A 23,148-nucleotide genomic window follows, 5' to 3' on the forward strand; every position below is an offset into this window, starting at 1 on the left:
AGGACATGAGTGCAGTGATCGATGACCACGGCCATGCGCACGCCCACGGCCCGGCCAAGGGCCTGATGCGCTGGGTGCTGACCACCAACCACAAAGACATCGGCACTATGTACCTGTGGTTCGCGTTCTGCATGTTCCTGCTGGGCGGCTCGTTCGCCATGGTGATTCGCGCCGAGCTGTTCCAGCCCGGCCTGCAGATCGTGGAGCCTGCGTTCTTCAACCAGATGACCACCATGCATGGGCTGATCATGGTGTTCGGGGCGGTGATGCCGGCCTTTGTCGGCCTGGCCAACTGGATGATCCCACTGATGATCGGTGCCCCAGACATGGCCCTGCCGCGCATGAACAACTTCAGCTTCTGGCTGCTGCCGGCGGCGTTTCTGTTGCTGGTGTCGACCTTGTTCAGCCCAGGCGGCGGGCCGAACTTCGGCTGGACCTTCTATGCGCCGCTGTCGACCACCTACGCGCCGGCCAGCGTGACGTTCTTCATTTTTGCCATTCACCTGATGGGCATCAGTTCGATCATGGGCGCGATCAACGTCATCGCTACCATTCTGAACCTGCGTGCGCCGGGCATGACCCTGATGAAAATGCCGCTTTTCGTCTGGACCTGGCTGATTACCGCGTTTCTGCTGATTGCGGTCATGCCGGTGCTGGCCGGTGTGGTAACCATGATGCTGATGGATATCCATTTCGGCACCAGCTTCTTCAGCGCCGCCGGCGGCGGCGACCCGGTGTTGTTCCAGCATGTGTTCTGGTTCTTCGGCCACCCCGAGGTGTACATCATGATCCTGCCGGCATTCGGCGCGGTCAGTTCGATCATCCCGGCGTTCTCGCGCAAGCCGCTGTTCGGCTACACCTCGATGGTGTACGCCACCGGCGCCATTGCGTTCCTGTCGTTCATTGTGTGGGCGCACCACATGTTCGTGGTGGGCATCCCGGTGGTCGGCGAGCTGTTCTTCATGTACGCCACCATGCTGATTGCGGTGCCCACCGGGGTGAAAGTGTTCAACTGGGTCAGCACCATGTGGGAAGGTTCGCTGACCTTTGAAGCGCCCATGCTGTTTGCCATCGCCTTTGTCATCCTGTTCACCATCGGCGGGTTCTCCGGGCTGATGCTGGCTATTGCGCCTGCGGACTTCCAGTACCACGACACCTACTTCGTGGTGGCGCATTTCCATTACGTGCTGGTGCCGGGGGCGATCTTCGGCATCTTTGCCTCGGCCTATTACTGGCTGCCGAAATGGACCGGGCACATGTACGACGAAACCTTGGCCAAGCTGCACTTTTGGCTGTCGTTCATCGGCATGAACCTGGCCTTCTTCCCCATGCACTTCGTCGGCCTTGCCGGCATGCCCCGGCGTATCCCGGACTACAACCTGCAGTTTGCCGACTTCAACATGGTGTCGTCGGTGGGCGCCTTCATGTTCGGCGCCACCCAGGTGTTTTTCCTGTTCATTGTCATCAAGTGCATCCGCGGCGGCGAGCCGGCACCGGCCAAGCCCTGGGATGGCGCCGACGGGCTGGAGTGGACGGTGCCTTCGCCGGCGCCCTACCACACCTTCCAGACCCCGCCGGATGTGAAGTAGGAGGCCGCCGATGGCGCTGAACCGCCTGGTCACCCGGCTGTTACTGCTGACAGCGGTGATGTTCGCCTTCGGCTTTGCCCTGGTGCCGATCTACGACGTGATGTGCCGCGCCTTTGGCATCAACGGCAAGACCGGCGGGCAGTATGAGGGCAGCCAGGTCAGCGACCCCAGCCGTGCGGTGCGGGTGCAGTTCATGTCGACCAATGCCGGTGACATGAGCTGGGAGTTCCACGCCACTGCCGACCAGATCGAGGTCAATCCGGGTGCTGTAAACCAGATGGTGTTCGTGGCCCGCAACCCGACCAGCAAACCGATGAGCGCCCAGGCTGTGCCCAGCATCACCCCGGCCGAGGCGGCGGCGTACTTTCACAAGACCGAGTGCTTCTGCTTTACCCAGCAGGTGTTGCAGCCCGGCGAGCGCATCGAGATGCCGGTGCGCTTCATTGTCGACCGCGACCTGCCGGGCTCGGTGAAGCACCTGACGCTGGCCTACACCTTGTTCGACATCACCGCTCGCCACCCGCCGGTCGCCCCTGCCGCGACCCAGGCCGCCCGTTGAGGGAAGGAGAAACGCCATGGCAAGCCACGAGCACTACTACGTTCCGGCGCAGAGCAAGTGGCCGATCATTGCCACGATCGGCTTGTTCATCACCGTGTACGGCCTGGCCACCTGGTTCAACGACCTCAAGGCCGGCCACCCGCAATCCCACGGGCCATGGCTGTTCGCCCTTGGCGGGCTGTTTCTGGCGTACATGCTGTTCGGCTGGTTCGGCGCGGTGGTCAAGGAGAGCCATGCCGGGCTGTACAGCGCGCAGATGGACCGCTCGTTCCGCTGGGGCATGAGCTGGTTCATCTTCTCGGAGGTGATGTTCTTCATGGCCTTCTTTGGCGCGCTGTTCTATGTGCGCGTGCTGGCTGGCCCATGGCTGGGGGGCGAGGGCCACAAGGGCGTGGCGCACATGCTATGGCCGAGTTTCGAGTTCGCCTGGCCGCTGCTCAACACGCCCGACCCGAAACTGTTCCCACCGCCACGCGAAGTGATCGACCCGTGGCACCTGCCGCTGATCAACACCATTTTGCTGGTGACTTCCAGCGTGACCGTGACCCTCGCCCACCACGCGCTGCGCAAGGGCCATCGCGGGGCGCTGAAGGTGTGGCTGGGGCTGACCATTGTGCTGGCGCTGGGCTTTCTGGCGTTGCAGGCCTACGAGTATCACGAGGCCTACACCGAACTGGGCCTGACCTTGGGTTCGGGTATCTACGGCGCGACGTTCTTCATGCTGACCGGGTTCCACGGGGCGCATGTGACCTTGGGCACGCTGATTCTGATCGTGATGCTGTGCCGGGTGATGCGCGGGCATTTCCAGCCGGACAAGCATTTCGGCTTCGAGGCGGCGACCTGGTATTGGCACTTTGTCGATGTGGTGTGGGTGGGGCTGTTTATCTTCGTGTATGTGCTGTGAAAGCCAGGGGCTGCTTTGCAGCCCATCGCAGGCTGTCGCCAGCTCCCACAAAATCAACGGCGACGCGGTCCCTGTGGGAGCTGGCGACAGCCTGCGATGGAGCGCAAAGCGCTCCCTGGGGGCTCAGAACGGCGCATGGGACACCAGTTGGCCGCTGATCAGGCCCCAGGCCACCAGCCCGACTGTCAGGGTGGCGAGGATCACCCGTAGGGTCAGGGCTTTGAGCAAACGGGTGGACGGGTCATCGTCCTTGACCAGAAACACCAGGCCACTGAACAGGCTGGCGATGGTTGCCAGCAACAGCAGGACAATCGCGGCCTTGAGCATGGCGTAACTCCAAAGGGGGTACGGTGATGACAGCCAGTATAGCGTTCGCCCCGGCGTGGCCTCGGTGAAGCCGTTCCGCCCCGGCCTGGTGCCGACCCTGGTGGTGCTCGCGCTGCTGCCGGGGCTGATCGCACTCGGCTGCTGGCAGCTTGACCGCGCCGAGCAAAAGCGCGCGCTGATGGCCAACTACAGCGAACGCCAGCTCGCAGCGCCGGTGATGGCCGCGCAGTTGCCGCAACTGGCCGACCCTGCGTTCTACCCGGTGCACCTGTATGGCCGCTTCGACAGCCGGCACAGCCTGCTGCTGGACAACCAGATGCGTGACGGCAAGGCCGGGGTCGAACTGCTTCAACCGTTTCATGACCAGGCCAGCGGTCAGTGGCTGCTGGTCAACCGCGGTTGGCTGCCTTGGCCCGACCGCCGTGTGCCGGTGCAGTTCGCCACCCCCGAGGCCGCCGTGGCGCTTGAGGCCAGCGTCTACGTGGCGCCGGGCAAGGCCTTCCAACTACACCCCGACCCGCCTGGCGGCCCGTGGCCGCACCTGCTGACCGCCATCGACGCGGCAAGCCTCTGGCAGCAACTGGGCCGCGACGGCTTCGGCCACGAATTGCGCCTGCAAGCAGGCCCGGCAAGCTACCGGCTGGACTGGCCGGTGGTGGCCATGGGGCCGGAAAAACACGTGGGCTACGCCACCCAGTGGTTTGCCCTGGCCACCACGCTGGTGCTGCTCTACCTGTATTTCGGCTGGCACCGACACCCCAAGGAGAACCGCCATGGCCACCGCCGCCACCCCGCTGAACGTGCCTGAAGGCCGCAAGGCCCGCGGGCGCCTGCAACTGTTGCTGATCCTGCTGGTGGTGCTGGGGCCGATGGTGCTCGCCACCTGCATGTACAAGCTCGGTTTCTGGGTGCCGGATGGGCGCAGCTACCACGGCGTGATGATCGGCAACGGCCAGAGCCGCGCCGATATCGGTATCGACGGCCACGATGAGCGCTGGCAACTGCTGGTGAGCGCGCCCCAGGGCTGCGCCGAGGACTGCCAGCAACTGGTCTACCTGGCCCGGCAGATCCAGATCGGCCTGGGCCGCGATGCCAGCCGCGCCAGCCACGCGCTGGCCGCTGCGCAACCGCTGGCGCCGGGCTATCAGGCGCAGCTTGGCCGTGAGTACCCGCAATTGCAGCGCTACCCCCTGGATAGCGGCCGCTACCACCAGCAGGTCAGCGAGCCCGGTGCGCAGCTGTGGATCGTCGACCCGCACGGCAACCTGGTGCTGCGCTACGACGCCAAGGTCAAGGGCAAGCAGGTGCTCGATGACCTGCGCCACCTGCTCAAGCTGTCCAACATCGGCTAGGAGCCCGCCATGGCCAGACCCGGATTTCGCCTCGCTGTGTTCGCCACCGTGCTGGCGCTGGTGGTGGTGCTGCTTGGCGCCTACACCCGCCTGACCCACGCAGGCCTTGGTTGCCCGGACTGGCCCGGTTGCTACGGCTTTATCAGCGTGCCGAAGAGCGATGCGCAGTTGGCCCATGCCGAGTTGCACTACCCCGAGCACCCGGTGGAGGCCGCCAAGGGGTGGGCCGAAATGGTCCATCGCTACTTTGCCGGCACCCTCGCGCTGGTTATCGCGCTGCTGGCGTTCCAGGCGCTGCGTGGGCATGCCCGCGATGGCCGGCCGTACCGTCTGCCGGTGTTGCTGCTGGCGGTGGTGCTGGCGCAGGCGGCCTTTGGCATGTGGACGGTCACGCTGAAACTCTGGCCGCAGGTGGTCACCGCACACCTGCTCGGTGGGTTCACTACGTTGAGCCTGTTGCTGCTGCTATCACTGCGTCTGTCACGGGCGTTTGCGCCGTTGCCAAAGCTGCCGTTGAGCCTGCGCCGGCTGGCAGCGCTGGCCTTGCTGGTGGTGACTGGGCAGATCGCCCTGGGCGGTTGGGTCAGTGCCAACTATGCCGCTGTCGCCTGCATCGATTTGCCCACCTGCCATGGCCAGTGGTGGCCTGCGGCGGACTTCAGCAACGGCTTTCACCTGACCCAGCACGTCGGCCCCAATTACCTCGGCGGGCAACTGGACAGCGATGCGCGCACGGCAATCCACATGAGCCACCGTTTGGGTGCGCTGGCGGTCACGGTGGTGTTGCTGCTGCTGGGCTGGAAGCTGCACCGCCACGGCCTGAAAACCCTGGCGCGGCTGGTGCTGTTGGCGCTGGCGCTGCAGGTTGGCCTGGGCATCAGCAATGTCCTGCTGCACTTGCCGCTGGCGGTGGCAGTGGCGCACAACGCCGGTGGCGCCCTGCTGCTGCTGACCATGGTGCTGGTCAACTACCGCATCCGCGTGGTCGACAAGGTGCGGGTGGGCCTGGGCTGGCGCTTGCGGCCCATTGCGCAGATGGGGGTTTCGCAGTTGGTCAGGCATGACGCGTGGCGCCGCTTCTAGCCGTTGCGCTTCCTGCCCCCGCCTGGCTGTTGTACCGTGACAGCCGGCCGCACGCGGCAATCGGCCTGTTCAAGTACGCTATCGGCTACCTGGGCGCGCTGTTCATCGCGTTGTTCGTTGACCACTACCTGTTGCTGAGCCTATGACTCGAAATCAGAAAACCGTTTTCATCCTCGTTGCCGTGGTCGCGCTGATCCTCGGCCTGACCGTCAACAAGGTGCTTAGCGAGCGTGGCCAGGCCAACCCGGCAGAGCTGATCGACGCCGGCATCATTTTGCTGCCGCAAAGCCGCACGGTGCCTGCGGTGCAGATGACCGACCAGAACGGCCAGGCGCTGGCACTGGACCAGCTCAAGGGCAAGTGGTCGCTGCTGTTCTTCGGCTACACCTACTGCCCGGACATCTGCCCCACCACCCTCGCCCAACTGCGCCAGGTCAAGAGCGAGCTGCCCAAGGACGCCCTCGAGCGCCTCCAGGTGGTGCTGGTGAGCGTCGACCCGAACCGCGATACGCCGAACCAGCTCAAGCAGTACCTGGGCTATTTCGACAAGGATTTCGTCGGTGTGGCGGGCAGCATCGAAGACACGCAAAAACTGGCCAATGGTCTGAGCATACCGTTCATCCCGGCTGATACCAGCAAGCCCGGCTACACCGTCGACCACAGCGGCAACCTGGCGATTGTCGGCCCGGACGGGCGTCAGCGTGGGTTCATCCGCGCGCCATTCAACAACCAGAAACTGGCCGCTCAGTTGCCGGGGCTGGTCAAGCGCGACTGAAACGGTTCAGGGTTCGTCGTCGATGCGCCGCCCGGCCACGCGCCGGCCGCGGGTGATCAGCTCGGCGAACTGCCGGGCACTGAGTGGGTGAGCGAACAGCCAGCCTTGGCCGTATTTCACCCCTTCGCTGCTGAGCAACTGCGCCTGCTCCTCGCTTTCGATGCCTTCGGCGATTACCCGCAGGTGCAGGTCGTGGGCCATGCGGATGATGTGCGGCGCCACCCCGCTGCTGGCCGCGTCATGGCCCAGGGCGTCGATGAACGCCTTGTCGATCTTCAGGCAGTCCACCGGCAGGGTTTGCAGGTAGGCCAGGCTGCAATAGCCGGTGCCGAAGTCGTCGATCAGCACTTGGTGGCCTGCCGTGCGTAGCGTTTGCAGGTTCTCCCGTGCCACCACCACATCGATCAGCCCGCGCTCGGTGACCTCGAAGGCAATCTGCCCAGGGGTGACCCGGTGCTGGGCCAGAAGCCGTGCCGATACTTCGCCAATACGCGGCTCCATTACATCGCAGGCGGCCAGGTTGACCGAGATGTACAGGTGGCGGTTGGCGCGTAGCAACTGGCCCAGTTGCTCCAGCACCCGCTGCAGGACGAAATCGGTGATCTGGCGGATTTGCCCGGTATTCTCGGCCAGCGGAATGAACAAGTCCGGGCTGGTCAGGCTGCCATCCGGGCGCCGCCAGCGCACCAGCGCCTCGGCACCGACGCAGCGCCGGCTGTCGAGCTCGAAAATCGGCTGATAAAGTACTTGCAGCTCGCCCCGGCGCAGCGCCTGTTGCAGTTCGGAGGTCATCGAGCGCCGTTGCTGGATCAGTTGCAGCACCAGCCAGCCAACCACGCACGCCAGCAGCAGGCTCCCCGGATACAGCAACCAGAGCAAGCCGTTGAGCCGCCAAGGCAGGCTGGCGCGCGGGGCGATCAGCACCAGTTGGTAATCCGGCGACTTGGTGGCCATGCGGTACACCAGCCGGTCGGGCAGCTCCAGCAGCGCCTTGTGCGAAGGCGCCGGCCAGTCGGCGGTAGGCGGCCAGTCCTGCGCCGGGCCCAGCACCGGTATTGCCCGGGTGCCGTGGTCGAGCACCACCAACAGGCTGCCGCCGGGCGGCAGGTCGACCACATCGGTGAGGTGCCCGCGTGAGGTCGACACGAGGAAATTACCGCGCCCCAGCATCAGCGCGGCGAGGTTGTCGTTGGGTTCGGTGGTGGTGTTGAGCCAGTAGCTGTAGGTGGGGCCTTGGATATCCGGGCCGCGCAGGGGCTCGATCACCCGCTCGCCGCCACGGTTGGAACAGGCTGCCTGGGCGTCTACGTAGGCGGCTTCGTAGATGAAGCGTGATTCCAGTGCCACCTGCTGCAACTGCGCCTGCATGTCCGGGCCGCAGCCGCGCAGTGGCTGGGCTTGCAACTGGTCGACACCCTCGCGCAGTTGGCCGAACACTTGCTCCAGGCGGTCGAGAAAGCGCTCGCCACGGGCGTTCATCTGCGCGCTCTCGCTTTGTTTCATCTGCTGCAGCGTCAGCCCGACGCTGGCGGCCAGCAACAGTACGGCGCTAGCCAGAGCCGCGAGCACGGCCAGTAGCCAGGGATGGTGGAAAAATTGGCGCAGTGGAGCAAACAGGTCACGCATGCGCGGCATCCGGTTGAATACACAAGGTATAGCAACTGAATGCCGTGCTGGCTTGGCCGTTGGGCGGCGCGTTTAGCGCTGGCTGTTGAGAACCTGCAACATTGCCGCAGTTTGCGCATCGGGGGTGCCGTCGAAGCGCTGCGGGCGGAAGCGCATCTGGAAGGCGGCGATGACGTGGCGGGTGGCAACGTCCAGCTCGCCGGTCTGTTCAATGGCATAGCCGAAGCGCGCCAGTTGCTGCTGGTACCAGGCAATACTCGGTGGGTTAGCGGCAAAGAACATTTGTTGGCGGGCGACTGCGTTGGCCTCGGGCCAGACGCTCAGGCCGGCGTCGGCCAGGCGCTTCCAGGGGAACAGCGGGCCGGGGTCAAGCTTGCGCAGCGGCGCGATGTCGCTGTGGCCGATGACGTGGCGCGGGTTGATGCCGTTGCGTTTGACGATGTCCTTGAGCAAGGCGATCAGCGCCTGCACCTGGGCCTCGCTGTAGGGGTACCAGATGCGGCCGTTGGGGGTGTCGGTAAAGCCTGGGTTGACGATTTCGATGCCGATCGAGGTGGAGTTCAGCCAGGTGCGGCCTTCCCACTGGCTTTCGCCGGCATGCCAGGCACGGCGGTTTTCGTCGACCAGCTGGTAAACCTTGGCCGGGCCGTCGCCGATCAGGTAGTGGCTGCTGACCTCGCCGTGGGTGAGCAGCGCCAGCGAGCGCTCAAGCGATGCATTGGTGTAATGCACCACGACGAACTGGATACGGTTGTCCTGGTTGGCCGACGGGTGGCTGCGGTCGATACGCAGCCCGCTGGAGCAACCGGCCAGAGTCATCAGGAGCAAGGCAGTGAGCAGTGTTTTCATGGGGAGCACGTCATGGAGAGCCGACAACAGCGCAACAGTATAACGTGCTCCTGGGCATTTGGCCCCACGCGGCTGAAGTGCTTCAGCGCGTACACATGATCAGGAATTCGAGCGAGTTGTCGCCGCTCGCTCCGCGCACATCCACCAACTGCGTTTGTACGGTGACGTTGCGGGCGAGCGGCAGGCCGATCACTTTTGCCTGGCCGTGCAACATGCGGTCGTAGTTGCTGGCATCAATTGGCGAAACACTACAGAACGCTGGGTCTTTTTTAACGGCCTTGGGGTCGAGGGTCAGTTTGTATTGGCTGAAGTAATCAGCCTGCGCTTCTTTGGTCACATGAGTGACCCACTTCGGGGACTGGCTGAGTATCTTGCCGGAGGCGTCGATATGCGCTGTGTAGAACGCGTCTGCCGCTGAGGCATTGGCGTGGATGAGCAAGGTGCACGAGCAAACCATGATGGTTTTGATGAGTTTCATGTCGAGGGCTCCGTCATTGGGGATTTGCGCTGCGCTGATGATCAGCGGGCAGTCCCCAGTTTCAGGTGTTGCTCGATGCCCCGTGCGATACCCGGCTACCGCATCAGGCTTGCTCTACCCGGTTGCGGCCTGTGTCCTTGGCTCGGTAGAGCGCTTCGTCGGCGCGTTTGAGCACCTGGTCGGCGCGCTCGCCTGAGCGGAAGGCACTGATGCCGATCGAGGTGGTGATCACCACGCGCTCGCCCTTGAAATGGAACGGGCACGCTTCGATGGCCGCACGCATGGCTTCGGCCACCTGCGCGGCGGCGGGGGGTGAGGTTTGCGGCAGCAGCACGACGAATTCCTCGCCGCCAAAGCGGGCAATGAAGTCACGCCCGCGCAGGCGCTTGCGCAACTGCTCGGCGACGATTTTCAGCACCTTGTCGCCGGCCAGGTGGCCGTAGCCGTCGTTGATGCGCTTGAAGTGGTCAAGGTCGAGGATGGCCATGGCCAGGTGGCCGCCGCTTTCTTGCCAGTCCTGCACCTCACGCTCGACGCGTTCGGACCAGGCGGCGCGGTTGGGCAAGCCGGTCAGCGGGTCGATCAGGGCCTTCTGGCGTTGGACTTCGAGGTGCTCGCGGTAGCCGAGGGCTTCCTGTTCCATGCTGGCGACGCGTTCGGCGAGGCCTTGCAGGCGCCCGGCCAGCTCCTGTTCACGGCGATCGCGCACTTGCTGGTGGTCGTCCATGGTCACCAGCAAGCCTTCGAGGCGGTTTTCCAGGATGTGCTTGAGGCTGTCGACGTCGGCGGCGCCCTGCACGCTGTTCTGCAGGCCGTCGACCTGTTCGCGCAGTTGATTATCCAGTTCGCGGGCCACGCTGGTGTTGTCGGCGTGGCCGGTGCTGGCGTCCTGCAGGTGGCTCTGGAAGGTTTCCAGGCGCTCGTTGAGCTGTTGCAGGTAGGTTTCGAATTCGTGCTGGCCGCTGTCGGTGATGGCCAGCATCAGCACGGCGAGGTCGTCCAGCACCGGGATCAGCTCGTACCAGTTCAGGCCACGGGCTACCCGCTCGCGCATTTCCAGGGCTTGGGCCTTGTGGCGTTCGGGCAGGCTCAGGTCGTCGAGCAGGCCGAGCAGGGTTTGCTCGATATGGGCGGCGACCTGGCTGTAAGGGGGCTCTACGGCGTCGGGCAGGGCGTAGGGGCCGTCTTCGCCTTCGAAGGGGTCGGGCTCTGGTTCTGATTCGGGCTTGGCTTCAGGCTCGGTTTCAGGAGTGGGGGCTGGATCTGCTGGATCTGCTGGCGCTGGCTGGGGGGCTTCTGGAGGCGACAGCGGATGCAGCTCGTCGGCGTCTGGTTGGGTGTCTGGTTGTGAGGGCTCGTGCTCGGGCTCGGGCTCCTTGGCTTCCTTGGGCGCGGGGAGCGAGGGTGGCTCCGGCGGCGTGGGGGCTTCTTCGCGGGGCAAGCCCGCTCCCACGGGGGGCGGGGTGGGCTCGGCGGGCGCGGGCACGTCAGGTTCTTTTGGTGCTGGTGCAGCCTCGGTGTGTTCGGGGGCGTCTTCGCGGGTGCCGAACAGGCGTTGCAACAAGCCGGGGCGGGCTTCGTCCTCGGTTTTTTGTACCGCGTTGAGGGCTCGGCCCTGCAAACCGCTGAGTTCGCCCAGCAGGGGCGGCAGGTCGCGCGATTGAGCGACGCCGCCGTCGAGCTTCTTCGCCAGTTTTTTCAGCGGCCGCGCAACGTCGCCAGGCAGCGGCAAGGCCTGCAGTTGGGTGACCAGCGCAGTCAGTGCGTCGCCCACCTGGTTCATGCGGGTTTCGCGGCGCTGCTCGGAGTCGAGTACGGCCTTTTCCAGGCGCGGAATCAGCCCGGCCAGGCCCGCGTCCATGTTGTCGCTGCGGATGACCTCGCGCATTTCCTTCATGCACTGGTCGACGATCTTGTCGCTACCCTCGGCCGCCAGGGTGCTGCGCACCAGGCCACGACGCAGCAAGTCGAGCCGGGCTTCCCAGCGCCGTTCGAGCTTTTCCTGCTTTTCGATGCTCTTGAGGTATTTCTCTTTCCAGCGCTCGGCTTCTTCGGTCATGCCTGGATCCGCATCCGGTTATGGAGCTAGTTCTGTAATGACTCGGTTTCGGCGCGAACACCAAACACTTGAGGGCAGAGCCTAGGTCAGGACCGGCAGCGTATCCACAGTCAGGGCGTCAGGCAATCGGATCTCGACGGCAACCGGAAGGTGGTCGGAAATTGGCTGCGCCAGCACCTGTACACGCTCCAGGGTGAGCGTAGGGCTGAGCAAAATATGATCAAGGCAGCGCTGCGGGCGCCAGCTGGGGAAGGTAGCCTCGACTTGCGGGGCGACCAGGCCCAGGTCGCGCAGGGGCGAATGGTCGAGCAGGTCGTTGGCGTGGGTGTTCATGTCACCCATGAGGATCTGGTGGCGGTAGCCGCCGATCAGCTCGCGAATGTAGGCCAACTGGCGGGCGCGGGTCTTGGCGCCGAGGGCCAGGTGCATCATCACCACGATCAGCGCATCCTCGCCCTCGCCGAAGCGCACCAGAATCGCGCCGCGCCCGGCAGGGCCTGGCAGCGGGTGGTCTTCAAGCTGCTGCGGGCGCAGGCGGCTCAACACGCCATTGCTGTGCTGGGCAAAGCGCCCCAGGTTGCGGTTGAGTTGCTGGTACCAATAGGGGAAGCCACCGAGCTGGGCCAGGTGCTGCACCTGGTTGACGAAGCCTGAGCGCAAGCTGCCGCCATCGGCTTCCTGCAATGCCACCAGGTCGAAATCGCCCAGCAGGTCGCCGATCTTCTGCAGGTTGCTGGCGCGCCCGGTGTGCGGCAACAGATGCTGCCAACTGCGGGTCAGGTAGTGGTGATAGCGCTCGGTGCTGATACCCACCTGGATGTTGAAGCTGAGCAGCCGCAGGCGACCATCTTCCGGCAGGCCGGTGGCCTGCAAGTGATGCTCGTTGACCTGCGGCTGGTGCAGGCCGACAAGACGCGAGGTGCGAAAGCGTCCCATGGCAGCGCCGCTTACTTAGCGGCGCGCTCCTTGGCGATCAGCTGGTCGGCGACATCGAGCACGCCTTGCGGACCTTCGGCAGTGCCCAGGTCGAAGCGGTACTTGCCGTTGACCACCATGCTTGGCACGCCGGTGATTTCGTACTTCTTCGCCAATTCCTTGGCCTGGTTCACCTGGCCTTTGATGGCGAAGGAGTTGAAGGTGGCCAGGAACTTGTCTGGGTCGACGCCTTGGGTGGCCAGGAATTCAGCCATGTCTTTCGGGTCGGTCAGGCGTTTGCGTTGGTTCTGGATGGCATCGAACACCGCGGCGTGAACCTTGTGCTCGACGCCCATGGCTTCGAGGGTCAGGAACATCTGGCCGTGGGCATCCCATGGGCCGCCGAACATGGCCGGAATGCGCTTGAAGTTGACGTCCTTGGGCAGTTTGTCGACCCAAGGGTTGATGACCGGCTCGAAGTGGTAGCAATGCGGGCAGCCGTACCAGAACAGCTCGACCACTTCGATCTTGCCAGGCACGGACACCGGGACAGGGTTGCTCAGCTCGATGTATTTATTGCCGTCGGCGGCAGGTTCTGCGGCCTGCACGGCGGTCATACCGAACACGCTGGCGGCGACCAGCGCGGCGCTGAGAATCAGTTTACGCATGCTTAACTCCTGAGCAGTCTTTGGTCGCCACGACGCGGCCTGTGTCTAGGACCGGCCGAACGGGGCGTGAGTTCTGTAGTGTAACGGCTACGGATGGAAAAAAGGGCAGCCTTGGCTCGCTATCAAGCCTTGGCTGCCCTTTTCATCTTTGGCGCTGACGCATTAACCGAGCGTTAACGCATGCGGCCTCAATGAAGCCCCTGGATGTAGCTGGAAATGGCTTCGATGTCGTGGTTGCTGAGTTTGCCGGCAATGGTGCGCATGGTCATGGCGTCGCCGTCGTTTGTGCGGTTGCCTTCGCGGAAGTCGGTCAGCTGCTTGCTGACATACTGCGCATGCTGCCCGCCCAGGTGCGGGAAGCCGGCCAGGGCGATGCCCGCGCCGTTGGGGGAGTGGCAGCCGGTGCAGGCGGGCATGCCTTTTTCGAGGTCGCCACCGTTGAACAGCGCACGGCCACGTTCGACCAGTTTCGGGTCGGCAGCGCCTACGCTGCCTTTCTGGCTGGCGAAGTAGGCGGCGATGTCGGCCAGGTCCTGGTCATTGAAACCGGCCAGCATGCCGGTCATCTCAAGCACGGTACGCTTGCCGGACTTGATGTCGTGCAGTTGTTTTTCGAGGTAGCGCTCGCCTTGGCCGGCGAGTTTCGGGAAGTTCGGTGCCAGGCTATTGCCGTCAGGGTTGTGGCAGGCCCCACAGACGGCTGTTTTCGCCTGACCCGCGGCAGCATCGCCTTTGATGGGGTCTGCAGCACTTGCCGCACCAGCGACCCCCATGGTCAACAGCAGACTCACGAATAGTTTGTTCATCAGCTAATCCAACACGGCTAAGGGTGAAATGTTATGTATCGGGACTGCCACTCATCCAAAGGATGACCAATTGGTAGTCCTCGGCACTGCAGTCCATGCACAATCCACGCGGCGGCATAGCCTTGAAACCCTGTGTAACATGCACCACCAGTTGCGCCATGCCTTGCGCCAGCCTGGGCTCCCATGCTGCCCGGTCACCCCGTTTTGGGGCCTGTGGCAACTGTCCGGCGTGACAGGCCGCACACGTGCGGTTGTACAACGCCTCGGGATCCTGTGTAGCCTGTGCGCTGAAAAACGGCAGGAACATACCGACAGCAAGCAGCCATTTCGCCAGGCGAAACGACCTACCAGGGTTGGGGGCCGCGCTGCGTTCTGTTGCGCGAGCTATTGTTCGGCACCCCATGCCCGTTCCCCTTCGTTGGGAGAATGAGCACACAAAAACTGGGGCATTATATACTTCCGCCATCCAAACGGAAACGACACCGCTTGCCGGCCCAGGCCTTGGCAACACCCACATCGGAAATCCCATGCAAGTCAAGAACCCCATCCTCGGCCTCTGCCAGAAAGCCACCTTCGCCCTTAGCGCCGCCAAGGTCGACCAATGCCCCGATGATCAGGGTTACGAGGTGGCGTTTGCCGGCCGCTCTAACGCGGGCAAGTCCAGCGCCCTCAACACCCTGACTCACGCCAGCCTTGCGCGGACTTCGAAGACCCCAGGCCGCACGCAGCTGCTGAATTTCTTCAGTCTGGACGACGATCGGCGTTTGGTCGACCTGCCGGGCTACGGTTACGCAAAAGTGCCAATCCCGCTCAAACAGCACTGGCAGCGCCACCTCGAAGCGTATCTGGGCGGGCGTGAATGCCTGCGCGGCGTAATCCTGATGATGGACGTGCGCCACCCGATGACCGACTTCGACAAAATGATGCTCGACTGGGCCAAGGCCAGCGGCATGGCCATGCACATCCTGCTGACCAAGGCCGACAAACTGACCCACGGCGCCGGCAAGAACACTTTGCTCAAGGTGCAGGCGGAAATCCGTAAGGGCTGGGGTGATGCAGCAAGCATCCAGCTGTTCTCGGCGCCCAAGCGCCAAGGGCTGGAAGAGGCCTACCGGGTGCTGGCGGGTTGGATGGAACTGGAAGACAAGCCGGTGGTGTGAAGCGGCGATTGGATGTAGCCGGGGTTGTGGCAGCAGCTTGTGGGAGCGGGCTTGCCCCGCGATAGGGCCATCGCGGGGCAAGCCCGCTCCCACGCTATTGAAGGCTCCCACGCTACCTGGTTGTCTGGGCGATAGCGCGCCATGGGGGCACCCTGCGCGCCAAATCGCAGGCAAAAAAAACCCCGGACTTCATATGGGGAGGGGGAAGTTCGGGGTTCAAGTCCGGACCGCTAGGGCGCAGTCCAGGTATCTGCCAACACTTAACACAACATAGGAGCATCGAAGGGCTTCACCAGCCATTCAGGTACTCTGAGTAGCGCTTCACCGGTTTAGTTCCAGCGCCTTGAAAACTAATTGGCATAGTTTCATGAAGGGCTGAATCTAAGGGGGCAACCGGGTTTTCGCCGAAAGTCCTCTAGCGCCTGCGGACACCTGTCAGCCCCCTCCCTCAGTGGGCTTCATCCCAATTCGCCCCAACCCCCACTTCCACCAGCAGCGGAACATCCAGCTGCGCTGCGCCGCTCATGTGCACGCGCACTTGCTCCTTGACCTGCTCGATCAGGTCTTCGCGCACCTCCAGCACCAGTTCGTCGTGCACCTGCAGAATGACCCGTGCATCCAGCCCGCTGTCGCTCAGCCAGTTATCCACCGTCACCATGGCCCGCTTGACGATATCCGCCGCGGTGCCCTGCATCGGCGCGTTGATCGCCGTGCGTTCGGCGCCTTTGCGCAGGGCCGGGTTCTTGGCGTTGATGTCCGGCAGGTACAGCCGCCGGCCGAACAGCGTTTCGACGAAGCCCTGCTCGGCCGCCTGGGTGCGGGTGCGTTCCATATAGGCCAGCACGCCGGGGTAGCGGGCGAAATAGCGGTCGATGTAGTCCTGCGACTGCTTGCGGTCGACGCCAATCTGCTTGGCCAGGCCAAACGCGCTCATACCATAGATCAACCCGAAGTTGATCGCCTTGGCGCTGCGCCGCTGGTCGGTAGTGACCGCTTCCAGGGCCACGCCGAACACTTCGGCGGCCGTGGCACGGTGCACATCGAGGTTGTTGCGAAACGCGTGCAGCAGGCCTTCGTCCTTGGCCAGGTGGGCCATGATGCGCAGCTCGATCTGCGAATAGTCCGCCGCCATCAGCTTGTAGCCGGGGCTGGCGATGAACGCCTGGCGGATACGCCGGCCTTCGGCGCTGCGGATCGGGATGTTCTGCAGGTTCGGGTCGCTGGACGACAGGCGCCCGGTGGCGGCCACGGCCTGCTGGTAGGAGGTATGCACGCGGCCGGTGCGCGGGTTGATCTGCCCCGGCAGCTTGTCGGTGTAGGTGCTCTTGAGCTTGCTCAAGGTGCGGTACTGCATCAGCACCTTGGGCAGCGGGTAGCCTTGCTCGGCAAGCTCGTCGAGCACCGCTTCCGCCGTGGAAGGCTGGCCCTTGGCGGTCTTGCTCAGCACCGGCATGCCCAGTTTGTCGTAGAGGATCACCCCGAGCTGTTTGGGTGAGCCGAGGTTGAAGGGCTCGCCAGCCAGTTCGATGGCCTCGCGTTCCAGCTCGACCATCTTGGCCCCCAGTTCACCGCTCTGCACACCCAGCAGCTTGGCGTCGACCAGCGCGCCTTGGCGCTCGATGCGCGCCAGCACCGGCACCAGTGGCATTTCGATGTCCATCAGCACGCTCTGCACGCTCGGCGTCTCGGCCAGGCGTGCCTGCAGGGCGTGGTGCAGGCGCAGGGTGATGTCGGCGTCTTCGGCGGCGTAGGGGCCGGCCTTGTCCAGCGGGATCTGGTTGAAGGTCAGCTGTTTTGCGCCTTTGCCGGCGATGTCTTCGAAGGCGATGGTGGTGTGGTCCAGGTATTTCTGCGCCAGGCTGTCCATGTCATGACGGCTGCCGGTGGAGTTGAATACGTAGGACTCGAGCATGGTGTCGTAGGCAACCCCGCGCAGCTCGATGGCGGGTGTGGCATTGGCCAGGATGTTGATGTCGTACTTGGCGTTCTGGCCGATCTTGCCCTTGGCCGGGTCTTCGAGCAGCGGCTTCAGCGCCAGCAGCACGGCTTCGCGGTCGAGCTGCACCGGGGCGCCTTCATAGTCATGGGCCAGCGGCACATAGGCGGCTTCATGGGGCGTGACGGCAAAGGACACGCCGACCAGCTGGGCTTTTTGCGCATCCAGGCCGGTGGTTTCGGTGTCGAAGGCAAACAATGGCGCCTGGCGCAGTTTTGCCAGCCACACGTCAAAACGCGCCTGGTCGAGGATGGTTTCGTACTGCGCCTCTACGGCGGCCGCAGGCGGCGCGGCCTGGGCCACTGCTGCTGCGGCGGCGACAGCGCGGGGCGCCTCGCGTTGCACGTCGGCAACCCAGCTTTTGAACTCCATCTCGGCGTACAGCGCCAGCAGCGCTTCGCGGTCCGGCTCGCCGCACACCAGGGCGTCCACCTCGACATCCAGCGGCACGTCGCACTTGATGGTGGCCAGCTCGTAGGACAGGAACGCCGAGTCGCGGTGTTCCAGCAGCTTGGCAGGTAAGGTCTTGGCGCCACGGATGGCAAGGCCTGGGACCTTGTCGAGGTTCTCGTACAGGTCGTGCAGGCCACCGCCGATACCGGTCAGCAGGCCCACAGCGGTTTTCTCGCCCACGCCCGGCACGCCGGGAATGTTATCGACCTTGTCGCCCATGAGGGCCAGGAAGTCGATGATGTGTTCCGGGCCTACGCCGAATTTTTCGTGCACGCCAGCAACGTCCATCACGCTGCCGGTCATGGTGTTGACCAAGGTGACGTGGCCGTCGACCAATTGGGCCATGTCCTTGTCGCCGGTCGAGATGATGACTGGGCGACCGGCGGTCGCGCTGCTGCGCGCCAGGGTGCCGATCACATCGTCCGCCTCGACGCCTTCGACGCACAGCAACGGGTAGCCCAGGGCGCGAACGCTGGCGTGCAGCGGCTCGACCTGCACCCGCAGGTCGTCGGGCATGCTTGGCCGGTTGGCTTTGTACTCGGCGAACATGGCATCGCGGAAGGTGCCGCCCTTGGCATCGAAGACCACTGCGAACAGGCTGTCCGGGTATTGCTTGCGCAGGCTCTTGAGCATGTTCAGCACGCCCTTGACCGCACCGGTGGGCATGCCTTTGGAGGTGGTCAGCGGTGGCAGCGCGTGGAAGGCGCGGTAGAGGTAGGACGAACCGTCCACCAGGACGAGGGGTGCTTGGCTCATGAGGAGAATCAACCTTTTCGGCGGGTCCGGCGCTAGAATAGCCGGATCAATGACGACAAAAGGACTAGGTTATCATGCGTACACTCAATCGCCTGTTACTGCTCGGTCTGCTGGCCACCATGCCGGTTGTCTCCCAGGCGGCGGACGACGCGCCATCGGCCGATCCCGATGTCACCATTCGCACGGAAGGCGATAAAACCATTCAGGAATACCGTCAGAACGGCTTCCTGTATGCAATCAAGGTCACCCCGAAAGGTGGCAAGCCATATTTCCTGGTACGTGCCGATGGCACCGACGCCAACTTCATTCGTTCCGACCAGCCGGACATGTTGATTCCGTCCTGGAAAATCTTCGAGTGGAAGTAGCGGCGCGTACCGTTCATATCAACCAGGCACTTCCCGGCGGAAGTGCCCGTATGGGCATTTTTTCACCATGTCAGTTTTCACCCCTGTGTCCCGGCCTGAGCTGGAAACCTTTCTGGCGCCCTACCAGCTGGGCCGTTTGCTCGATTTCCAAGGCATTGCCGCCGGTACCGAGAACAGCAATTTCTTCGTAAGCCTCGAACAGGGGGAGTTCGTGCTGACGCTGATCGAGCGTGGGCCGGCTGAGGACATGCCGTTCTTCATCGACCTGCTCGACGTGCTGCATGACGCCGACATGCCCGTGCCCTACGCGGTGCGCGACCGCAACGGCCATGGCCTGCGCGAACTGTGCGGCAAGCCGGCGCTGTTGCAGCCGCGGCTTTCTGGCAAGCACATCAAGGCGCCGAACAAGACCCATTGCGCGCAGGTCGGCGAGTTGCTGGCGCACATTCACCTGGCCACCCGCGAGCGCATCATCGAGCGCCGCACCGACCGGGGGATCGACTGGATGCTGCAGTCTGGCGCGGAGCTGCTGCCGGGCCTGACTGCCGAGCAGGCGGCGCTGCTGACCCCGGCGCTGGCCGAGATCAGCGCGCACAAGGCGCAGATCCTCGCCCTGCCCCAGGCCAACCTGCATGCCGACCTGTTCCGCGACAACGTGATGTTCGAAGGGGCCCACCTGACCGGGCTGATCGACTTCTACAACGCCTGTTCCGGGCCGATGCTGTATGACATCGCCATTACCGTGAACGATTGGTGCCTCGATGAGCACGATGGCATCGACCTGCCCCGCGCGCAGGCGCTGCTGGGTGCCTATGCGGCGCTGCGGCCGTTCACTGCCGCCGAGGCCGAGCTGTGGCCGGTGATGTTGCGGGTTGGCTGCGTGCGCTTCTGGCTGTCGCGCCTGATCGCCGCCCAGGCGTTCGCCGGGATGGATGTGATGATCCATGACCCGAGCGAGTTCGAAGTGCGGTTGGCGCAGCGTCAGCAGGTGGCGTTGAAGTTGCCGTTTGCCTTGTGACGTGGGGCGGGCTTGCCCCCTGCACCGGCCTCATCGCAGGCTGGCGCCAGCTCCCACAGTGACCGTGCTCAACCGCAACATTGCTGGTTGGACCCAATCCTGTGGGAAATGATGGACAGTTGTGGCGAGCGGGCTTGTCCCGCGTTGGGCTGCGCAGCAGTCCTGAGGTTTACCCTTGGGCTTTCAGGGGCTGCTGCGCAGCCCAACGCGGGGCAAGCCCGCTCGCCACAAGGAGATGTGTCTGGCGAGAACAGGCTTGTACAAAACTATAGAATCTCCCACAAGTACCGCGTCGGGCCGTGATGGCGAGGTTTGAGCGAGATCCTGTGGGAGCTGGCGATAGCCTGCGATGAGGCCACCGCAAGCCTGCACGAAACCACAGAATCTAGCTGCTACAACTGCTCCAGACAGCCCACCAGCTCGCCGCCCAGCTTCTCCAGCAGGCGCTCATAGCCTTTGCTGTCCACCGGGTCGTTGCCGCCAAGCGCATCCAGCTCGGCCAGCCGCACCGGCAGGCCGGCGGTCAGGGTTTCGGCCAGGCGCGGGCGCAGCGGTGGCTCGCTGAATACACAGGTTTTGCCCACTTCCTGCAAGCGCTTGCGCATGGCGGCCACATGCTGCGCGCCAGGCTGCACCTCAGAGGCGACGCTGAACACGCCGGTGTGCTTCAGGCCATAGGCCGCCTCGAAATAATCGAAGGCCTCGTGGAACACGAAGTAAGGCTTGCCGGCGATGCCCGCCACGCGCTGCTTGAGCCGTGCATCCAAGGCGTCCAGGCGGCCGACGAAAGCCTTGAGGTTGCCCTGGTAGCGGGCGGCGTTGGCCGGGTCGGCAGCGGCGAGGTCTGCGGCCATCTTCGCTGCGATCACCCGGGCATTGACCGAAGACAGCCACAGGTGCGCATCAAGGCTGCCTGGGCGGTGATCGTGGTCATGCTCGTCGTGGTCGTCGTCGTGCCCGGCTTCGTCATGGGAGTGGCTGTCCTCGCCGAAATGGCGCAGTTGCATGCCGGCCAGCGACTGCACTGCCACGCTCGGCTTGCTGCGCGCGCCGAGCACGCGGGGCAGGAAGTTCTCCATGTCCGGGCCGATCCAGTACAGCAGGTCGGCATCGCCCACTTTGCGCACGTCAGAGGGGCGTAGCGCGTAATGGTGCGGCGAAGCGCCAGGCGGCAGCAGTACGTCGGGGCTGCCGACACCGTCCTGCACCGCAGCGGCAATTTGTTGCAGGGGCTTGATGCTGGTCAGCACACGCACCTCGGCGTGCGCCGAACAGGCGATGAAAGCGACAAAGAGAGCAAGGAATCGGGACACGGTGGCTACTCGGCTCGTCAGAAACAGGTAACATAATAACGTCTCCATCCAGAACCGTCGCTGCCCATGTCCATCACGCTGCTGGCCCACCGTCCCCACGATCACTCCCATTGCGTCCATAGCGCGCTGGCTGAGGCTGACGCGCTGTGCACCCGCCAAGGCCTGCGCCTGACGGCCTTGCGCCGGCGTGTGCTGGAGCTGGTGTGGCAAAGCCACAAGCCACTGGGCGCCTACGACATCCTCGCCGTGCTCAGCGAGCAGGACGGCCGCCGCGCCGCGCCGCCGACTGTGTATCGCGCCTTGGATTTCCTCCTCGACAATGGTCTGGTGCACCGCATCGCCTCGCTCAACGCCTTCATCGGCTGCAGCCACCCCGAGCACGTGCACCAGGGCCAGTTCCTCATCTGCCGCGAGTGCCATGTGGCCATCGAGCTGGAACAGGCCAGCATCAGCGACGCCATTGTCAGCAGCGCCAAGGCGGTCAGCTTTACGGTCGAGACGCAAACCGTCGAAGTGGTCGGGCTGTGCGGCAACTGCCGGGGCAAGGCATGAGCGATGCGCTGATCCGTCTTCAGCAAGTGGGCGTCAGCTTTGGCGGCGAAGCGGTGCTCGACAGCATCGACCTGGCCGTGGCGCCGCGCCAGATCGTCACGCTGATCGGCCCCAACGGCGCCGGCAAGACCACTTTGGTGCGCGCCGTGCTGGGCTTGCTCAAGCCGCACCAAGGCACGGTGTGGCGCAAGCCCAAGCTGCGCATCGGCTACATGCCGCAAAAAATCCAGGTCGACCCGACGTTGCCGCTGTCGGTGCTGCGCTTTTTGCGCCTGGTGCCCGGTGTAGACCGCCCGGCAGCCTTGGCAGCATTGCAGGAAGTGGGCGCCGAACAGGTCATCGACAGCCCTATCCAGACTGTATCGGGCGGTGAAATGCAGCGCGTGCTGCTGGCCCGCGCCCTGCTGCGCGCCCCTGAACTGCTGGTGCTCGACGAGCCGGTGCAAGGGGTCGATGTGGTCGGCCAGACCGAGCTGTACAACCTCATTACCCGCCTGCGCGACCGCCATGGCTGCGGCGTGCTTATGGTCAGCCACGACCTGCACCTGGTAATGAGCGCGACCGACCAGGTGGTCTGCCTGAACCGCCATGTGTGTTGCTCCGGCCACCCCGAGCAGGTCAGCAACGACCCGGCGTTCGTCGAGCTGTTCGGCCAGAACGCCCCAAGCCTTGCGGTTTACCACCATCACCACGACCACAGCCACGACCTGCACGGCTCGGTCGTCGCCCCTGGCGCCCATGTTCACGGAGAGCACTGCAAGCATGGCTGATTTTCTTCTTTACGCCTTGCTTGCTGGCCTGTCGTTGGCGGTGGTTGCAGGCCCCCTGGGTTCGTTCGTGGTGTGGCGGCGCATGGCTTATTTCGGCGACACCTTGTCGCACGCAGCCTTGCTTGGCGTGGCGCTGGGCTTCGTCCTGGATGTCAGCCCGGCATTGGCGGTGACCGTCGGCTGCCTGCTGCTGGCGATCCTGCTGGTGACCCTGCAACAGCGCCAGCCGCTGGCCTCGGACACGCTGCTCGGCATCCTCGCGCCCAGCACGCTGTCGCTGGGTCTGGTGGTGCTGAGCTTCATGCATGACGTGCGCATCGACCTGATGGCGTATCTGTTCGGCGACCTGCTGGCGATCAGCCCCAGCGACCTTGCCTGGATTCTGGGCGGCAGCGCGCTGGTGCTGGTGCTGCTGGCAGTGTTCTGGCGGCCGCTGCTGGCGGTGACCGTGCATGAAGAGCTGGCGCGGGTCGAAGGCCTGCCAGTGGCCGGCCTGCGCCTGGCGCTGATGCTGCTGATTGCCGTGGTGATTGCGGTGGCGATGAAGATCGTCGGCGTGTTGTTGATCACCTCGCTGCTGATCATCCCGGCGGCTGCGGCGCAGCGTCATGCCCGCTCGCCAGAGCAGATGGCACTGGGCGCCAGCCTGCTGGGTGTGCTTGCCGTCTGTGCGGGCCTGGCCATGTCGTGGTTCAAGGATACGCCCGCCGGCCCGTCGATCGTGGTCTGCGCGGCAGTGCTATTCTTGTTGAGCCTGGCGCTGCCAAAACGCTGA

Annotated in this window: 24 protein-coding genes and 1 pseudogene; 14 read left to right on the forward strand and 11 right to left on the reverse strand. The window is 64.2% G+C overall.

Annotated elements, in window-relative coordinates; all coding sequences use genetic code 11:
• The first annotated feature begins 5 nt into the window (after positions 1 to 5).
• Genes ctaD through HU719_RS12485 form a run of 3 tightly spaced genes read left to right on the forward strand, consistent with a single transcriptional unit; the run spans position 6 to position 3,052 of the window.
• On the forward strand, positions 6 to 1,589 hold the full coding sequence (gene ctaD / locus HU719_RS12475; RefSeq protein ID WP_186537122.1) for a cytochrome c oxidase subunit I: 1,584 nt from the start codon (positions 6 to 8) through the stop codon (positions 1,587 to 1,589).
• Positions 1,590 to 1,599: 10 nt separating this feature from the next.
• Positions 1,600 to 2,148: a cytochrome c oxidase assembly protein gene (locus HU719_RS12480; RefSeq protein ID WP_186521908.1), complete on the forward strand. Its 549-nt coding sequence runs from the start codon at positions 1,600 to 1,602 to the stop codon at positions 2,146 to 2,148.
• A gap of 16 nt (positions 2,149 to 2,164) precedes the next feature.
• Positions 2,165 to 3,052: a cytochrome c oxidase subunit 3 gene (locus HU719_RS12485; RefSeq protein ID WP_186521906.1), complete on the forward strand. Its 888-nt coding sequence runs from the start codon at positions 2,165 to 2,167 to the stop codon at positions 3,050 to 3,052.
• Positions 3,053 to 3,175: 123 nt separating this feature from the next.
• On the opposite strand, the gene HU719_RS12490 is transcribed toward HU719_RS12485, so the two are convergent.
• Positions 3,176 to 3,379, reverse strand: a complete 204-nt coding sequence (locus HU719_RS12490) for a twin transmembrane helix small protein (protein ID WP_186521904.1) — start codon at positions 3,377 to 3,379, stop codon at positions 3,176 to 3,178.
• 64 nt (positions 3,380 to 3,443) lie between these two features.
• Here HU719_RS12490 and HU719_RS12495 point away from each other — a divergent pair, with 64 nt between their 5' ends.
• The 5 genes and pseudogenes from HU719_RS12495 to HU719_RS12515 all read left to right on the forward strand — a co-directional run bounded on the left by HU719_RS12495 (position 3,444) and on the right by HU719_RS12515 (position 6,589).
• Entirely contained in the window at positions 3,444 to 4,187 is a 744-nt protein-coding gene (locus tag HU719_RS12495) for an SURF1 family protein (protein ID WP_186537121.1), read from the forward strand.
• Positions 4,153 to 4,731, forward strand: coding sequence for a PA_0111/PP_0108 family redox-active disulfide protein (locus tag HU719_RS12500; protein ID WP_186537120.1), 579 nt, complete (start codon positions 4,153 to 4,155; stop codon positions 4,729 to 4,731). The genes HU719_RS12495 and HU719_RS12500 overlap by 35 nt, the downstream gene beginning before the upstream one ends.
• Positions 4,732 to 4,740: 9 nt before the next feature.
• Positions 4,741 to 5,814: a COX15/CtaA family protein gene (locus tag HU719_RS12505; RefSeq protein ID WP_186521898.1), complete on the forward strand. Its 1,074-nt coding sequence runs from the start codon at positions 4,741 to 4,743 to the stop codon at positions 5,812 to 5,814.
• Between the two features lie 20 nt (positions 5,815 to 5,834).
• Positions 5,835 to 5,960: pseudogene (locus HU719_RS12510) on the forward strand (heme o synthase); the annotation flags it as partial.
• Positions 5,957 to 6,589: an SCO family protein gene (locus HU719_RS12515; protein ID WP_186537119.1), complete on the forward strand. Its 633-nt coding sequence runs from the start codon at positions 5,957 to 5,959 to the stop codon at positions 6,587 to 6,589. The pseudogene HU719_RS12510 and the gene HU719_RS12515, both read left to right, overlap by 4 nt.
• Before the next feature lie 6 nt (positions 6,590 to 6,595).
• Here the strand turns inward: HU719_RS12515 and HU719_RS12520 are convergent, their stop codons facing one another.
• The 8 genes from HU719_RS12520 to HU719_RS12555 form a co-directional block, all read right to left on the reverse strand.
• A complete protein-coding gene (locus tag HU719_RS12520; RefSeq protein WP_437179667.1) occupies positions 6,596 to 8,215 on the reverse strand; it encodes an EAL domain-containing protein in 1,620 nt (539 codons plus the stop codon).
• Between the two features lie 72 nt (positions 8,216 to 8,287).
• Complete coding sequence (locus tag HU719_RS12525; RefSeq protein WP_186521892.1) at positions 8,288 to 9,064, reverse strand: N-acetylmuramoyl-L-alanine amidase; 777 nt, start codon at positions 9,062 to 9,064, stop codon at positions 8,288 to 8,290.
• Between the two features lie 82 nt (positions 9,065 to 9,146).
• Positions 9,147 to 9,542, reverse strand: coding sequence for a hypothetical protein (locus HU719_RS12530; RefSeq protein ID WP_186521891.1), 396 nt, complete (start codon positions 9,540 to 9,542; stop codon positions 9,147 to 9,149).
• A 103-nt stretch (positions 9,543 to 9,645) separates the two neighbouring features.
• Positions 9,646 to 11,601 carry a diguanylate cyclase gene (locus tag HU719_RS12535; RefSeq protein ID WP_186537118.1) on the reverse strand — a complete coding sequence of 652 codons (1,956 nt, stop codon included), beginning with the start codon at positions 11,599 to 11,601 and terminating at the stop codon, positions 9,646 to 9,648.
• An 81-nt stretch (positions 11,602 to 11,682) separates the two neighbouring features.
• The gene (locus HU719_RS12540) at positions 11,683 to 12,537 is read right to left on the reverse strand and encodes an endonuclease/exonuclease/phosphatase family protein (protein ID WP_186521889.1); all 855 of its coding nucleotides are present in this window, start codon (positions 12,535 to 12,537) and stop codon (positions 11,683 to 11,685) included.
• Positions 12,538 to 12,548: 11 nt separating this feature from the next.
• Entirely contained in the window at positions 12,549 to 13,184 is a 636-nt protein-coding gene (gene dsbA / locus HU719_RS12545) for a thiol:disulfide interchange protein DsbA (RefSeq protein WP_186521884.1), read from the reverse strand.
• Positions 13,185 to 13,372: 188 nt separating this feature from the next.
• Positions 13,373 to 13,990 carry a c-type cytochrome gene (locus HU719_RS12550; protein ID WP_186521882.1) on the reverse strand — a complete coding sequence of 206 codons (618 nt, stop codon included), beginning with the start codon at positions 13,988 to 13,990 and terminating at the stop codon, positions 13,373 to 13,375.
• A gap of 31 nt (positions 13,991 to 14,021) precedes the next feature.
• Complete coding sequence (locus HU719_RS12555; protein ID WP_186521915.1) at positions 14,022 to 14,324, reverse strand: c-type cytochrome; 303 nt, start codon at positions 14,322 to 14,324, stop codon at positions 14,022 to 14,024.
• 193 nt (positions 14,325 to 14,517) lie between these two features.
• Here HU719_RS12555 and yihA point away from each other — a divergent pair, with 193 nt between their 5' ends.
• Entirely contained in the window at positions 14,518 to 15,150 is a 633-nt protein-coding gene (gene yihA / locus HU719_RS12560) for a ribosome biogenesis GTP-binding protein YihA/YsxC (RefSeq protein WP_186521879.1), read from the forward strand.
• Positions 15,151 to 15,598: 448 nt separating this feature from the next.
• Here the strand turns inward: yihA and polA are convergent, their stop codons facing one another.
• Positions 15,599 to 18,355, reverse strand: coding sequence for a DNA polymerase I (gene polA, locus HU719_RS12565; RefSeq protein WP_186537117.1), 2,757 nt, complete (start codon positions 18,353 to 18,355; stop codon positions 15,599 to 15,601).
• A gap of 74 nt (positions 18,356 to 18,429) precedes the next feature.
• Here polA and HU719_RS12570 point away from each other — a divergent pair, with 74 nt between their 5' ends.
• Together HU719_RS12570 and HU719_RS12575 are read left to right on the forward strand one after the other, a co-directional pair.
• Positions 18,430 to 18,720: a DUF2782 domain-containing protein gene (locus HU719_RS12570; protein WP_186521875.1), complete on the forward strand. Its 291-nt coding sequence runs from the start codon at positions 18,430 to 18,432 to the stop codon at positions 18,718 to 18,720.
• 67 nt (positions 18,721 to 18,787) lie between these two features.
• A complete protein-coding gene (locus HU719_RS12575; RefSeq protein ID WP_186537116.1) occupies positions 18,788 to 19,738 on the forward strand; it encodes a homoserine kinase in 951 nt (316 codons plus the stop codon).
• A 392-nt stretch (positions 19,739 to 20,130) separates the two neighbouring features.
• On the opposite strand, the gene HU719_RS12580 is transcribed toward HU719_RS12575, so the two are convergent.
• Complete coding sequence (locus tag HU719_RS12580; RefSeq protein WP_186520401.1) at positions 20,131 to 21,099, reverse strand: zinc ABC transporter substrate-binding protein; 969 nt, start codon at positions 21,097 to 21,099, stop codon at positions 20,131 to 20,133.
• 18 nt (positions 21,100 to 21,117) lie between these two features.
• Here HU719_RS12580 and zur point away from each other — a divergent pair, with 18 nt between their 5' ends.
• From zur to znuB, 3 genes are read left to right on the forward strand one after another with little or no spacing between them, the layout of a single operon-like run.
• Positions 21,118 to 21,603, forward strand: coding sequence for a zinc uptake transcriptional repressor Zur (zur, locus tag HU719_RS12585; protein ID WP_186520400.1), 486 nt, complete (start codon positions 21,118 to 21,120; stop codon positions 21,601 to 21,603).
• Entirely contained in the window at positions 21,600 to 22,373 is a 774-nt protein-coding gene (gene znuC / locus HU719_RS12590; RefSeq protein WP_186520399.1) for a zinc ABC transporter ATP-binding protein ZnuC, read from the forward strand. Before zur ends, znuC begins: the two co-directional genes overlap by 4 nt.
• Positions 22,366 to 23,148 (forward strand): zinc ABC transporter permease subunit ZnuB, encoded by a 783-nt coding sequence (gene znuB, locus HU719_RS12595; protein WP_186520398.1) that lies wholly within the window; start codon positions 22,366 to 22,368, stop codon positions 23,146 to 23,148. The genes znuC and znuB overlap by 8 nt, the downstream gene beginning before the upstream one ends.

The sequence above is a fragment of the Pseudomonas farsensis genome (assembly GCF_014268805.2).
Classification (GTDB): Bacteria; Pseudomonadota; Gammaproteobacteria; order Pseudomonadales; family Pseudomonadaceae; genus Aquipseudomonas; species Aquipseudomonas farsensis.